This is a genomic window from Streptomyces humidus, from assembly GCF_014649655.1.
GTDB lineage: Bacteria > Actinomycetota > Actinomycetes > Streptomycetales > Streptomycetaceae > Streptomyces > Streptomyces humidus.
The window spans coordinates 1-14,130 of record NZ_BMTL01000048.1; the positions used below are offsets into that span (position 1 = coordinate 1).

Below are 14,130 nucleotides of genomic sequence, written 5' to 3' on the forward strand. Positions count from 1 at the left end.
TTTCCGACTCTATCAGATCTTTTTCCGATCCGATTTCCTCGGTGCTTTCCAGGTTCCCGCTTTTGCTTCGCGGTTTCCCTTTCCGGCGGTTCCGACTTTATCAGAAGTTCTGAGTCGGATTTCCCGGCCCCTCCTGGGAGCAGTCCCGACGCACGAGGCGTCCGGCCTTCCCGCTCGGGCGGAGCCGTAAACGTACTGGAGCGGGGCTCCCCGATGCAAATCGGGGAGCCCCGCTCCGGGTTCACGCGTACGGCGGGCCGTGCGGCGGTCAGACCTCGACCACGACCGGCAGGATCATCGGCCTGCGGCGATACGTGTCGGAGACCCACTTGCCCAGTGTGCGGCGGATGAGCTGCTGCATCTGATGTGGCTCCACGACACCGTCCTGCGCCGAGCGTTCCAGGACCTCTGCGATCTTCGGGGTGACCGCGGAGAAGGCCGAGTCCTCGATGCCCGAGCCGCGGGCCTGGATGTGCGGACCTCCGGTGATCTTTCCGGTGGAGGAGTCCACGACGACGAAGACCGAGATGATGCCCTCGTCGCCCAGGATCTTCCGGTCCTTCAGGGCCGGCTCGCCCACGTCGCCGACCGAGAGGCCGTCGACGTAGACGTAGCCCGCCTGGACCTTGCCGGAGATCTTGGCCTTGCCCTCGACGAGGTCGACGACCACGCCGTCCTCGGCGATGACGATGCGGTCGTGCGGGACGCCCGTCAGGGCTCCCAGCTCGGCGTTGGCGCGCAGATGACGCCATTCGCCGTGGACCGGCATCAGGTTCTTCGGGCGGCAGATGTTGTAGAAGTACAGGAGCTCGCCCGCCGACGCGTGGCCCGAGACGTGCACCTTGGCGTTGCCCTTGTGGACGACGTTCGCGCCCCAGCGGGTCAGGCCGTTGATCACGCGGTAGACCGCGTTCTCGTTGCCGGGGATGAGCGAGGACGCCAGGATCACCGTGTCGCCGGGGACGATGCGGATCTGGTGGTCGCGGTTGGCCATGCGGGACAGGGCCGCCATCGGTTCGCCCTGGGACCCCGTACAGACGAGGACCACCTCGTGGTCGGGGAGGTCGTCGAGCGTCTTGACGTCCACGACCAGGCCCGGAGGCACCTTCAGATAGCCGAGGTCGCGGGCGATGCCCATGTTGCGGACCATCGAGCGGCCCACGAAGGCGACGCGTCGGCCGTACTCGTGCGCGGTGTCGAGGATCTGCTGGATGCGGTGGACGTGGCTGGCGAAGCTGGCCACGATGATCCGCTTGCGGGCGTTGCCGAAGACCGTGCGCAGGACGTTGGAGATGTCCCGCTCGGGGGGCACGAAGCCGGGAACCTCGGCGTTCGTCGAGTCGGAGAGGAGGAGGTCGATGCCCTCCTCGCTCAGCCGTGCGAACGCGTGCAGGTCGGTGAGACGGCCGTCCAGCGGGAGCTGGTCCATCTTGAAGTCGCCCGTGTGGACCGCCATGCCGGCCGGTGTGCGGATGGCGACCGCCAGCGCGTCCGGGATGGAGTGGTTGACGGCGATGAACTCGCAGTCGAACGGGCCGATGCGCTCTCGGTGTCCCTCCGCCACCTCAAGGGTGTAGGGACGGATCCGGTGCTCCTGAAGCTTGGCCTCGATCAGCGCGAGGGTCAGCTTGGAACCGATCAGCGGGATGTCCGGCTTCTCCCGCAGGAGGTAGGGGACGGCGCCGATGTGGTCCTCGTGGCCATGAGTGAGGACGATGCCCTCGATGTCGTCGAGGCGGTTCCTGATGGACGTGAAGTCCGGCAGGATCAGGTCGATTCCGGGCTGCTCCTCCTCGGGGAAGAGCACTCCGCAGTCGACGATCAACAGGCGGCCGCCGTATTCGAAGACCGTCATGTTCCGGCCGATCTCACCGAGACCGCCGAGCGGGGTGACCCGCAGGCCGCCCTCCGGGAGCGGCGGGGGCGGGGCGAGTTGCGGATGCGGATGGCTCAAAAGACTCTCCTCAAACACGCGCGCCACGTACCGGTGGGCACGTGGCGCGCATGACGTTCGTGCAGAAGCAGTTGTCGTTGTGGGTTGCAGGCACCGGTGGCCTGCCTATTCAGTTGTGAAGTCCGTTGTCAGAGCTGTACCCCGCCCGCAGCAAGATCGATCTTGAGCTGCTCGATCTCTTCGGGCGAGCACTCGACCATGGGCGAGCGCAGCGGTCCGGCGGGCAGGCCCTGGAGCGTGAGCGCCGCCTTGGTCGTCATGACGCCCTGGGTGCGGAACATACCCGTGTAGACGGGCAGCAGCTTCTGGTGGATCTCGGTGGCCTTCTGCACGTCGCCGGCGGTGAACGCCTCGACGAGGGCGCGCAGGTCCGGGGTGACCACATGGCCGACCACCGAGACGAAGCCGACCGCGCCCACGGAGAGCAGCGGCAGGTTCAGCATGTCGTCGCCGGAGTACCAGGCGAGGCCGGAGCGCGCGATGGCCCAGCTCGCGCGGCCCAGGTCGCCCTTGGCGTCCTTGTTGGCGACGATCCGCGGGTGCGCGGCGAGGCGGACCAGTGTCTCGGTGCTGATCGGGACGCCGCTGCGGCCCGGGATGTCGTAGAGCATCGCCGGGAGTCCGGTGGCGTCCGCGACGGTCGTGAAGTGCCGGTACAGGCCCTCCTGCGGGGGCTTGTTGTAGTACGGGGTGACGACCAGGAGGCCGTGTGCGCCCGTCTTCTCCGCCGCTCGGGCCAGCTCGACGCTGTGGCGGGTGTCGTTGGTGCCGACTCCCGCGACGACGTGGGCGCGGTCTCCGACGGCCTCCAGGACGGCTCGTACCAGGTCCGATTTCTCCGCGTCACTGGTGGTGGGGGACTCGCCGGTGGTGCCGTTGACGATCAGGCCGTCGTTGCCTGCGTCCACCAGATGGGTGGCGAGCCGCTGTGCGCCGTCGAGGTCGAGTGCGCCGTCCGCCGTGAACGGCGTGACCATGGCGGTGAGGACCCGCCCGAAGGGGGTCTGCGGAGTGGAGGTCGGAGCCATGGGTAACACGCTACTCGTTGCTCACCGCGGGGTCTGCCCACGGGGGTGCGGAACGTCATGACAAAAGAGGAGCCCGGCACTGCCTGCTCGGGGGTTCAAGCAGTGCCGGGTCCGTTTGATCAGGCTAGATGAACTTCTCTAAATGCCGCAATACGGACACTTCGCACGGATGATCCGTACATACGTCTTCCGCGCCGCGTCCCCTACGGGGCGATGCGGCCGTTGGCGTTGAAGGCGGCGTGGGTGAGGGGCATGAGCCTGGCCCATTCGGCCTCCATCTTCTCGCCCACCATCTCGATCTCCCGCTGCGGGAACGAGGGCACCTTCGCCAGCTCGTGCTGGGTGCGCAGGCCGAGGAAGTGCATCAGGGATCGGGCGTTGCAGGTGGCGTACATCGAGGAGAAGAGGCCGACGGGGAGAGTGGCGCGGGCGACCTCGCGGGCCACACCGGCCGCCAGCATCTTCTGGTACGCCGCATAGGACTGCCGGTAGGACTCCTCCATGGCCGTGGTGACGGCCTCCTGCTGTTCGACAGTGCCGTGAACGAACTCGTACCGGCCGGGACGCCCCTGCTGGACCAGCTTGCGGTCCTCGCCGGGAACGTAGAAGACGGGCTGGAGCTCCCGGTAGCGGCCGGACTCCTCGTTGTACGAGTTGTGCACGACGAAACCGTCCGCGACGAAGTTGTGGTGCGGCGGCGGCATGGAGATGTCGTAGGTCATTTCCTCCCCGTCGGGGACGACGGAGACGACGCTCTCCCAGCGCAGGCCGTTCCGCGGAGCCCGGCGGCGCTCCCCGTCCGGCGCGCCCTCACCGTTGGTCTTCCGCTGGTGACACGACATGCACGCCGGCCGCAGATTGGAGACGTCGAGCGCCTTGGTCAGGTCGGCTTCCACCGGGACGACGTGAACCAGTTCGAGCTCCTCGGCCTCGAACTTCTCGTCGCAGAGGTAGCAGAGGTCCATGGGCGCGATGAGATCGGCGCGCTGCTCGGCGGTCCAGATCCGGATTCCCTCGCGCAGACGGTTCGGGATGCCCGCCCGCTCGCCGGCCTCCACGCGGACCGGTCGTCCGATCCGGTCGCCGGTGCGCAGGTCGCCGGCGCGAACCCAGCCGTCGGGCGTCCACACCCGGTGGTCCGCCGTGCACCGCAGCGCCCTGTCGTCCGTTGTCGACAACTTCAGGATCGGCTTCACGCCGGACTGGAACACATCGACCATCGCCGCCTTCTCCACCAGCCCGGTCTCCAGGTCGACGGTGTCGGCCAGCAGGTTCTGGCAGGACTTCAGCCTGCGCGTACCTCCCGTGGAGTCGGGCACGCCGGTCTTCCAGTCGCGATGGATGTCCGCGATGCGTCTGGCCTCGGCGTTCTCACCGGTGCCCACGCTGATCATGGCGTCACCCGGAAGGCACCAGCCCACGCGGTGCCGCATGAACTCGCGGAAGACGAAGATCGGGGCGCTGATGAGGAAGGTCATCGAGTTGTGCTCGAACGGGCTGCCGTGCCGGTCCCGCATCAGGTAGTTGATCAGGCCCTTGGAGCGTTCCGGGTCCTTGCCCAGCTCCTCCAGGGACTGTTCGCCGAGGGTCGAGACGCGGGCGGCGAAGAGCACGTCCGCGTCGGACGCGGCGTGCTTGACCAGCTCGACGGTGACGTCGCTGCGGAAGGCGGGCTCGAGGTCGTCGTCGGCGGGGCTGTCGGTCACGTGCGGGGGTCCTTCCATCGCGTCTTCGGAGCGGCGACAACTCTACGGGGGCCGCCGGGCCGGGCTTCCGTCGGCGTGCCGCGAAGATCCGTGCGGGACGTCTGCCGATATTGGGCACGTTTTCGGGCACCCGCTCGTCTGAACCAGTGACGAGGTCCACCTCGCAGCGTCCTCGCGACTTCTCTCAGGAGGAAGTACCCACCATGTTCCGCCGGCGCGAGCCCGTACCCTTCGCCTTTCTCGCCGAAGCCGACAGGTTCCGTAGCAACGTCACTCCCCCGCCCCCCGAACGGTCCTCGGTGAGCCAGATAGCCGGGCGCTGGCTGCTGGGGCTCACCATCGTGGCCGCGCTGGTGGGCTCGCTGGTCATCGGGATGCCGGCGCTCAGCCAGAACCAGCCCCCGCAGGGACCGCAGTCACAGGCCTCCCAGGGACGCTGAGCACCACGCCGACGCCATCCGGCCCCCGAATGTGGTGAGCCGGGACACAGCCGGATAGCCTCACCGGGCACAGCCCACGCATGGACGAGTGAGGACCAGCCGTGCCCCTGCCCTTCCTGACGGCCGACCGCGCATTCGAGGCGGCGGACGACGTCGCCCTGCCCTTCGACGATCGCGAGCGCTGGCGACGCCCCTACCGGCCCGGGCCCTGGCGGGTCGGTGCGGCCGCGTTGGCGCTGCTGCTCGCCTCGTACGTGCTGTTCGCGGCCGTCATCATCGCGTTGACCGGATCGGTGTCCGAGGCGGGCGCGGTCTTCGGCTGCTCGCTGGTCGTGATCGCCGCCGCCCTGCGGCTGCTGCGGGTGGGAGTGTGGGTGAGCGACCGCGGGCTGCGCCATGTGAGCTTCCTCCGTACGCGCACGCTGCCGTGGGAGCGGGTCCTCGCCGTGCGGACCGCCCAGCAGCCGGTGCGCTGGCTCGGGCTGCCGCGCACGGTCCAGGGCGAGGCGCTGACCCTGGTCCGGAGGGAGCGGCCCGCCGAGGCGACGCCGCTGCTGACCACGCACGGGGCGGACTTCCTGGCGCGCCCCGAGGCGTTCGACCGGGCGGCCGACGCCGTCGAGGCGTGGGCGTCGGAGAACCGGCGCGGCTGAGTCCGCAGGCATACGGAAGGGGCCTGCCCGCGGTGTCGCGGGCAGGCCCCTTCCGTATGCCCGAGCCTGTGCTTGCGCTTGCGCCCCGCCGTTCGTGGCGGCTCCGTGTGCCCGGCCGGCTCAGGCGGCCTGGACCGGCTTGCCGTCGTGGAGGGCGATCGCGCGCTGCATCGCCTTGCGGGCCCGTGGGGTGTCGCGGGCGTCGTGGTAGGCGACGGCGAGACGGAACCAGGTCCGCCAGTCCGCGGGAGCGGCCTCGGTCTCCGCCTTGCGTCTGGCGAAGACCTCGTCGGCCGAGTCGCGGTCCACGCGGCCGCCGGGGGTGCGCTTCAGCTCGTCGACGGGCAGGCCGCCCTCGGCGTCCAGTTCGGCGGCCAGGGCGTTGGCCCTGCGCACGAACTGGGTGTTCTTCCACAGGAACCAGACGCCGATGACCGGCAGGATCAGCACCGCCACACCGAAGGTGACGGTCAGGAGCGTGCCGGACTGGATGAGCATGACGCCGCGGCTGCCGACCAGGACGAAGTAGAAGACGAGGACGGCGGCCGTGAGGGCGTAGGAGATCTTCGCGCGCATGACGTAGGGGGCTCAGTTCAGGTCGAGGAAGTGTTCCAGCCCGAAGGTGAGGCCGGGCGTCGAGACCACCTTGCGGGCGCCGAGCAGGATGCCCGGCATGAAGCTGCTGTGGTGGAGGGAATCGTGGCGGACGGTGAGGGTCTCGCCCTCGCCGCCCAGCAGGACCTCCTGGTGGGCCAGCAGTCCGCGCAGCCGGACGGCGTGGACGGGGATACCGTCCACGTTCGCGCCGCGCGCGCCGTCCAGTCCCGTCTCGGTGGCGTCCGGCGCCGGGGCGGTGCCGGCGTTGCGGCGGGCCTCGGCGATGAGCTGGGCGGTGCGGGTGGCGGTGCCGGAGGGGGCGTCCACCTTCTTCGGGTGGTGCAGCTCCACGACCTCGACGGACTCGAAGTAGGGCGCGGCGATCTGCGCGAACTTCATGGTGAGGACGGCCCCGATGGAGAAGTTGGGGGCGATGAGCACGCCCGTCCCGGGGGACGCGGCCAGCCAGCCGTTCAGCCGCGCGAGGCGTTCGTCGGTCCAGCCGGTGGTGCCGACCACGGCGTGGATGCCGTGCCCCACGCAGAACTCGAGGTTGTCCATGACCGAGGCGGGAGTGGTCAGCTCGACGGCGACCTGGGCGCCGGTCTCCGTGAGCGTCTCCAGCTTGTCGCCGCGGCCGAGGGCGGCCACCAGTTCCATGTCCTCGGCGGCCTCGACCGCCCGTACCGCCTCGGAGCCGATCCGGCCGTTGGCGCCGAGGACGGCCACGCGCAGCTTGCTCATCTCTGTGCTTCCTTACCGAAGATGCTTGCCGAAGGTGCCTACCGGAGGTGCTTACCGGAGGTGTGGGTGCTTCCCGAGGATCCGGCCCGGTCAGGCGACCGCGTCGTGCAGGCGGGCGGCCTGTTTGTCCTTGAGCGGGCCGATGACCGACAGCGACGGTCGTCGTCCCAGGATGTCGCGGGCCACCGAACGGACTTCGTCCGGGGTCACGGCGGCTATCCGGGCGAGCATGTCGTCGACCGACATCTGGTCGCCCCAGCACAGCTCGCTCTTGCCGATGCGGTTCATCAGCGCGCCGGTGTCCTCCAGGCCGAGAACCGTGGAGCCCCTCAGCTGGCCGATGGCGCGGCCGATCTCGTCGTCGGACAGACCGTGCTCGGCGACCTGGTCGAGTTCGTCGCGGCAGATCTTCAGGACGTCGTGCACCTGCGAGGGCCTGCAGCCCGCGTACACACCGAAGAGACCGCAGTCGGCGAAGCCCGAGGTGTACGAGTACACGCTGTAGGCCAGGCCGCGTTTCTCGCGGACCTCCTGGAACAGCCGTGAGGACATGCCGCCGCCCAGGGCCGTGTTCAGCACGCCGAGCGCCCAGCGGCGGTCGTCCGTGCGGGCCAGACCGGGCATGCCGAGGACGACGTGCGCCTGTTCCGTCCTGCGGCCGATCAGTTCGACACGGCCCGCGGTGCGGATCGCACGCCGGCCGTCGCGTGGGGCGATGGGCGCGGCGTCGGCGCTCTTGAAGGCGCCCGCCTTCTCGAAGGCCGCGCGGACCTGGCGTACGACCTTGTGGTGGTCGATGTTGCCCGCGGCCGCGACCACCAGGTGGGTGGGGTCGTAGTGCTTCTTGTAGAAGCGGCGGATGCGGTCGGCGGTGAGGGCGTTGACCGTGTCGACGGTGCCGAGGACCGGACGGCCCAGGGGGTTGTCGCCGAACATGGTCTGCGCGAACAGATCGTGCACGCAGTCACCGGGGTCGTCCTCGGTCATCGCGATCTCTTCGAGGATCGCGCCGCGCTCGACGTCGACGTCCTCCTCGCGGATCAGGGAGCCCGTGAGCATGTCGCAGACGACGTCGATGGCGAGCGGCAGGTCGGTGTCGAGCACGCGCGCGTAGTAGCACGTGTACTCCTTCGCCGTGAACGCGTTCATCTCGCCGCCGACCGCGTCTATGGCGGAGGAGATGTCCAGCGCGGACCTGCGCGTCGTGCCCTTGAAGAGCAGGTGCTCCAGGTAGTGCGTGGCGCCGTTCAGGGATGGCGTCTCGTCGCGGGAGCCGACGTGCGCCCAGATGCCGAAGGTGGCGGAGCGGACGGAGGGGAGGGTCTCGGTGACGATGCGCAGGCCGCCCGGGAGGGTGGTCTTTCGGACGACGCCGATGCCGGCCGTGCCCTTGATCAGGGTTTGGGTACGGGCGACGGCCCGCGCCTCCGAAGAGGTGCGGGCCGTCGCCTGGGAGCTGCTCGACGTCACTTGTCGGAGTCGTCCTTCGTGTCCTCGGCCGCTTCCTCGCCCTCGATCACGGGGATCAGGGAGAGCTTGCCGCGCGAGTCGATCTCGGCGATCTCGACCTGGACCTTGGAGCCCACACCGAGCACGTCCTCGACGTTCTCCACGCGCTTGCCGCCGGCCAGCTTGCGGATCTGCGAGATGTGCAGCAGACCGTCCTTGCCCGGGAGCAGCGAGACGAACGCACCGAAGGTGGTGGTCTTGACGACCGTGCCCAGGTAGCGCTCGCCGACCTCCGGCATGGTCGGGTTGGCGATGCCGTTGATCGTGGCGCGGGCGGCCTCGGCCTGCGAGCCGACCTGGGCGCCGATGTAGATGGTGCCGTCGTCCTCGATCGTGATCTCGGCGCCGGTGTCCTCCTGGATCTGGTTGATCATCTTGCCCTTCGGGCCGATGACCTCGCCGATCTTGTCCACGGGGATCTTGACGGTGATGATCCGCGGGGCGTTGGGGGACATCTCGTCCGGCGTGTCGATCGCTTCCATCATCACGTCGAGGATGTGGAGGCGGGCGTCGCGGGCCTGCTTGAGGGCCGCGGCCAGGACGGAGGCCGGGATGCCGTCCAGCTTGGTGTCGAGCTGGAGGGCGGTGACGAACTCCTTGGTGCCGGCGACCTTGAAGTCCATGTCGCCGAAGGCGTCCTCCGCACCGAGGATGTCGGTGAGGGCGACGTAGTGCGTCTCGCCGTTGATCTCCTGGGAGATCAGGCCCATGGCGATGCCGGCGACGGGGGCCTTGAGGGGCACGCCGGCGTTCAGCAGCGACATGGTGGAGGCGCAGACCGAGCCCATGGACGTCGAGCCGTTGGAGCCGAGGGCCTCGGACACCTGACGGATCGCGTAGGGGAACTCCTCGCGCGTCGGCAGGACCGGCACGATGGCGCGCTCGGCGAGCGCGCCGTGGCCGATCTCGCGGCGCTTCGGGGAGCCGACGCGGCCGGTCTCGCCGACGGAGTACGGCGGGAAGTTGTAGTTGTGCATGTAGCGCTTGCGGGTCACCGGGGAGAGGGTGTCCAGCTGCTGCTCCATGCGGAGCATGTTGAGGGTGGTGACGCCCAGGATCTGGGTCTCGCCACGCTCGAACAGCGCCGAGCCGTGCACGCGCGGGATGGCCTCGACCTCGGCGGCGAGCGTACGGATGTCCGTGACGCCGCGGCCGTCGATGCGCTTCTTCTCCTTGATCACGCGCTCGCGGACCAGCTGCTTGGTGAGCGAGCGGTAAGCGGCGGAGATCTCCTTCTCGCGGCCCTCGAACTCCGGCAGGAGCTTCTCGGCGGCGAGCGCCTTGACGCGGTCCAGCTCGGCCTCGCGGTCCTGCTTGCCCGCGATGGTCAGCGCGGAGGCGAGCTCCGGGCGGACGGCGGCGGACAGCGCCTCCAGGACGTCGTCCTGGTGGTCGAGGAAGACGGGGAACTCGCCGGTCGGCTTGGCGGCCTTGGCGGCGAGGTCGGCCTGGGCCTTGCAGAGCACCTTGATGAAGGGCTTCGCGGCGTCCAGACCGGAGGCGACGACCTCCTCGGTCGGCGCCTCGGCGCCGCCCGCGACCAGCTGGATGGTCTTCTCGGTGGCCTCGGCCTCGACCATCATGATCGCGACGTCGCCGTCCTCCAGGACGCGACCGGCGACGACCATGTCGAAGACCGCGTTCTCGAGCTCGGTGTGCGTCGGGAACGCGACCCACTGGCCGTTGATCAGCGCGACGCGGACGCCGCCGATCGGGCCGGAGAAGGGCAGACCGGCCAGCTGCGTGGACGCGGAGGCGGCGTTGATCGCCACGACGTCGTACAGGTGGTCGGGGTTGAGCGCCATGATCGTGGCGACGACCTGGATCTCGTTGCGCAGGCCCTTCTTGAAGGACGGGCGCAGCGGGCGGTCGATCAGCCGGCAGGTGAGGATGGCGTCCTCGGAGGGGCGGCCCTCACGGCGGAAGAAGCTGCCGGGGATCTTGCCGGCGGCGTACATCCGCTCCTCGACGTCCACCGTGAGGGGGAAGAAGTCGAGCTGGTCCTTGGGGTTCTTGGAGGCGGTGGTGGCCGACAGCACCATGGTGTCGTCGTCCAGGTACGCCACGGCGGAGCCGGCGGCCTGCTTGGCCAGGCGGCCCGTCTCGAAGCGGATGGTGCGGGTGCCGAAGGAGCCGTTGTCGATGACGGCCTCGGCGTAGTGGGTCTCGTTCTCCACTAGTGAATTCTCCTCGTCTTCGTCCCTCGCTGCCCGTGTGGCAGGGGGACGGTTGCGGAGAAGCGCTCCGTTCGGTGCGGGCCGGTCTTCGATCGAAGCACCCGGGGTTCTCTTTCCCGGGAGCCACTACCGAGGACCGGCGGCGGTGCGGTGCGCTTCTCCTCGTTCGGTGTGCACGTGACGTTCACCCGCAGCGAGTGCACGTCATGAGCTGTGTCGTACGTCTTGCGTTGTGCTACCACACTACAAAGCGTGGGTGACACTCCGCACGTTTCCGCGACCGGCAGGGCGTACGACGGACCCTGCCGGGGTGCGTGTCGCTCCGTGGAGCACACGCTCTGTACAGCAAAAGGGAGCGGCCCCGATGCTGCCGGGAACCGCTCCCCTCACGGCGTCCTACTTGGCGCCCGCCGCACCGCGGCGGATGCCGAGGCGGTCGACCAGCGCACGGAAGCGCTGGATGTCCTTCTTGGCGAGGTACTGCAGCAGGCGGCGACGCTGACCGACCAGGATCAGCAGACCACGACGGGAGTGGTGGTCGTGCTTGTGCGTCTTGAGGTGCTCGGTCAGGTCCGAGATCCGGCGCGACAGCATGGCGACCTGGACCTCGGGGGAGCCGGTGTCGCCCTCCTTCTGGCCGAACTCGGTGATGATCTGCTTCTTCGTAGCGGCGTCGAGCGGCACGCGTACTCCTCGTAGTCTTTTCAGTGGCCACCGAGTGCCCCCGGTCTGTGTCTCGGGGGAGCTTCCGATACTCGGGAGGCGGGGATCCGCTGAGCGCGACCTCCAGAACCTTCAGGCGCTGCCTGAGGGTGTGCTTCCGGGGGTGCGTACACAAACGGCCGAGGGCCAGGGTATCAGGCCGGTGCGCCGGGCTTGTCCGGGATGCACGGCGGGCGGCCGGGCCACGCTCGGCCGGCCGGGTACGGGCGGACGGACCGCGTCCCGCCGGGTGGGGGCAGTGTAGGGGGCACGGCGCCGGGCCGGAACGTAAAGGAGGAAGCTCTGAGCTGGGCGAACTGCGGCAAGTAGGGTGACGCCACAGCTCGTTGGCACAGTGGAGCAGCGGAACCGCGGAACCAGCGGAACCAGCGGAACAGAGGGAAGGGTCGGAGCCGATCATGGCCGATGACATGGCCGATGCCGTGAAGACCGAGCAGGCCGGGAACGTCGAGCACCCCGAGGGCGCGGCCGTGCGGGCACGCAAGGACCGGGAGCGGGACGAGCTCTACGCGCTGGACATCTCCGGCGTCGAGTGGCGGTGCGCGCCCGGCGCGGAGGAGCACGAGGAGCGCGTCGAGATCGCCTCTCTGCCCGGGGGCGCTGTGGCGATGCGGTCGTCGCTCGACCCGGAGACGGTGCTGCGCTACACCGAGGCGGAGTGGCGGGCCTTCGTGCTGGGCGCCCGCGACGGCGAGTTCGATCTGGAGCCGGCGCCGCACGACGGGGCGGCGGCGGAGTAGCGCGCTGCGGGAACACCCGGGCCCGTGGAGCAATCGGGTCCGTGGAGCGGTGGAGCGGCCGTGACGGCGATCGTCACGGCCGCTTTCCTGTGGTTCGGCCGCGGGTCAGCCGGTCATCGAGCGGGCGCTCGCGTACACGTCGAAGACGGCCAGCGCCAGCGGCACCAACGTCAGCAGGACGAAGCCCTCGGCGATCTCCGTGAACCGGCCCCAGAACGGCGTGAGACCGCCGCGTGAGGTGATCAGGCCGATCGCGGTGACGATCGCGGAGGCGGCGGCGATCGCGGCGACGAGCCAGATCGTGCGGAGGTCCAGGTCGGTGCGGTCGCCCGCGAGGGCCGCGCGGACCGCCGGGTGGGGCGGGTCGAGTGCAAGACCGAGGCCGAGCAGGACGAGGGAGCCGAGGCCCGCGGCCAGCACGGGGGCGACCTGGGCGGTGTAGCGGAAGAGGTGGGCGCGCATCGACAGGGCGATGCCCGTGGCCAGCGCGAGGAGCTGCGCCCAGACGTCGCCGGAGAATCCGAGGACCGCGCAGGCGCCGACGGTGATCACCGCGCAACCGCCGACCAGGCCCACCAGGAGTTCGTGGCCGCGACGGGCCTGGGCGGCGATCCGCTCGGCGTCGACCGGTTCCCGGGGGGCGGGGTCGGCGCCGTATGCGCTGCGCGCGCCGGCGTCCGGGGTGTCGAAGCCGATCGGCAGGCGGGCGAAGCGCATGGACAGGCCGGGCAGGAAGGCCTGGGCGCCCACGGCGACGGGGGTGCACAGGGCGGCCGTCTCCGCCGGGGTCCAGTGCGCGAGGATCGCCGCGAAGACCGCCGCCAGCCCCGCGCCGGAGGCGACCGCGAAGGCGACGAAGGGGCCGTCCCCGCGGGGGGAGCACAGGGTGAGCAGCACCGAGGCCAGCAGGACCGCGGCGCAGGCCAGCAGGAACTGCAGTCTGCCGATGCCCTGGCCGTCGGCGAGCGGGAGGAGCCCGGAGCCCGCGACCGCCACGTTGGGCAGTGCGCCGAGTCCCAGGGCGACGGCGGAGCCGTGGTCGTCATAGACGCGGGCCCGGACACAGGCGAGGGCGATCAGCAGGACGCCGACGACGGCGGCGAGGACGCCGGGCAGGCTGTTCATGTCGTGGCGCGGGTCGCCGGACCAGGCCACGAAGGCCAGCAGGGCCGGCAGGACGCCTCCGCCGACGAGTCCCGCGGCGCGGGTCAGGTCGCCGCTCCACAGGGTGTGCTCGCGCGTCACGGCGGCGGCGACCGCCTCGGAGACGTCGTCGAAGACGGCGGGCGGCAGGGACTCGGCGAAGGGGCGCAGGGCGAGGAGTTCGCCGTCGAGGATGTGCTGGGCCGCGAACGACCGAGAGCTGTCGAGGACGGCTCCGTCCCGGCGGACGAGGTGGTAGCCGACCGGGGCGCCCTCGGCCGGGCTCTGCCGGGAGAGCCGGAGGATCTCCGGGTAGATGTCGGCGACGGGGATGTCGTCGGGCAGCGCCACGTCGATCCGGCTGTCGGGGGCGACGATGGTGACCCGGCAGAAGCCGAGCCCCGTCCCCGCCGCCGCGGGGACGGCTCCTGCGCCGCGCCCTTCTCCGGTGGCTGCCGCGGAGGCCGCGATACTCACCTGCTGCTCCCCCTCAGTGATGGTTCAGCGATGGTTCAGTGATGGTCCCGCGTCGACGAGGTGACGGTGCGGTGCGCCGTCCCGCTCCGGTGCGTGCGCCGGGCGGCCCGCGGGTGTGCTCACGCGAACATCCGGCACCCTACCGCCCTCCGGTCGCGGGGACAGTCAGTAGGATCACGCGGCGGCCTGCGTCCGGCTGACACGGGGTGACGGACGGTATTTCGGGGGCCTCGCAAGAG

Annotated in this window: 12 protein-coding genes and 1 pseudogene; 3 read left to right on the forward strand and 10 right to left on the reverse strand. The window is 70.1% G+C overall.

Annotated features, from left to right (window positions below):
* Positions 1-268 precede the first annotated feature (268 nt).
* From IE239_RS37010 to IE239_RS42660, 4 genes and pseudogenes are all read right to left on the reverse strand, one after another.
* Positions 269-1,954, reverse strand: a complete 1,686-nt coding sequence (locus IE239_RS37010; protein WP_190153847.1) for a ribonuclease J — start codon at positions 1,952-1,954, stop codon at positions 269-271.
* 128 nt (positions 1,955-2,082) lie between these two features.
* On the reverse strand, positions 2,083-2,982 hold the full coding sequence (dapA, locus tag IE239_RS37015; protein ID WP_190153848.1) for a 4-hydroxy-tetrahydrodipicolinate synthase: 900 nt from the start codon (positions 2,980-2,982) through the stop codon (positions 2,083-2,085).
* Between the two features lie 203 nt (positions 2,983-3,185).
* Positions 3,186-4,415 carry an FAD-dependent thymidylate synthase gene (thyX, locus tag IE239_RS43410; protein WP_373308204.1) on the reverse strand — a complete coding sequence of 410 codons (1,230 nt, stop codon included), beginning with the start codon at positions 4,413-4,415 and terminating at the stop codon, positions 3,186-3,188.
* Positions 4,395-4,706, reverse strand: a pseudogene (locus tag IE239_RS42660) (FAD-dependent thymidylate synthase); the annotation flags it as partial. The pseudogene IE239_RS42660 and the gene thyX, both read right to left, overlap by 21 nt.
* A gap of 185 nt (positions 4,707-4,891) precedes the next feature.
* Between IE239_RS42660 and IE239_RS37025 the strand changes: the two are divergent.
* Entirely contained in the window at positions 4,892-5,128 is a 237-nt protein-coding gene (locus IE239_RS37025; RefSeq protein WP_190153850.1) for a hypothetical protein, read from the forward strand.
* Between the two features lie 101 nt (positions 5,129-5,229).
* A complete protein-coding gene (locus IE239_RS37030) occupies positions 5,230-5,781 on the forward strand; it encodes an SCO5741 family PH domain-containing membrane protein (protein ID WP_190153851.1) in 552 nt (183 codons plus the stop codon).
* 120 nt (positions 5,782-5,901) lie between these two features.
* Here IE239_RS37030 and IE239_RS37035 read toward each other — a convergent pair whose 3' ends face one another.
* The 5 genes from IE239_RS37035 to rpsO form a co-directional block, all read right to left on the reverse strand.
* Positions 5,902-6,357, reverse strand: a complete 456-nt coding sequence (locus tag IE239_RS37035) for a hypothetical protein (RefSeq protein WP_190153852.1) — start codon at positions 6,355-6,357, stop codon at positions 5,902-5,904.
* Positions 6,358-6,369: 12 nt separating this feature from the next.
* Positions 6,370-7,122: a 4-hydroxy-tetrahydrodipicolinate reductase gene (gene dapB, locus IE239_RS37040; protein WP_190153853.1), complete on the reverse strand. Its 753-nt coding sequence runs from the start codon at positions 7,120-7,122 to the stop codon at positions 6,370-6,372.
* A gap of 90 nt (positions 7,123-7,212) precedes the next feature.
* Positions 7,213-8,592 (reverse strand): M16 family metallopeptidase, encoded by a 1,380-nt coding sequence (locus IE239_RS37045; RefSeq protein ID WP_190153854.1) that lies wholly within the window; start codon positions 8,590-8,592, stop codon positions 7,213-7,215.
* On the reverse strand, positions 8,589-10,808 hold the full coding sequence (locus IE239_RS37050) for a polyribonucleotide nucleotidyltransferase (protein WP_190153855.1): 2,220 nt from the start codon (positions 10,806-10,808) through the stop codon (positions 8,589-8,591). Before IE239_RS37050 ends, IE239_RS37045 begins: the two co-directional genes overlap by 4 nt.
* A gap of 396 nt (positions 10,809-11,204) precedes the next feature.
* A complete protein-coding gene (rpsO, locus tag IE239_RS37055; RefSeq protein ID WP_003993372.1) occupies positions 11,205-11,492 on the reverse strand; it encodes a 30S ribosomal protein S15 in 288 nt (95 codons plus the stop codon).
* Positions 11,493-11,941: 449 nt separating this feature from the next.
* On the opposite strand from rpsO, the gene IE239_RS37060 reads away from it, so the two are divergent.
* Positions 11,942-12,271, forward strand: a complete 330-nt coding sequence (locus tag IE239_RS37060) for a DUF397 domain-containing protein (RefSeq protein WP_190153884.1) — start codon at positions 11,942-11,944, stop codon at positions 12,269-12,271.
* Between the two features lie 105 nt (positions 12,272-12,376).
* On the opposite strand, the gene eccD is transcribed toward IE239_RS37060, so the two are convergent.
* Positions 12,377-13,891 (reverse strand): type VII secretion integral membrane protein EccD, encoded by a 1,515-nt coding sequence (gene eccD, locus IE239_RS37065; RefSeq protein WP_190153856.1) that lies wholly within the window; start codon positions 13,889-13,891, stop codon positions 12,377-12,379.
* Between the last annotated feature and the right edge of the window lie 239 nt (positions 13,892-14,130).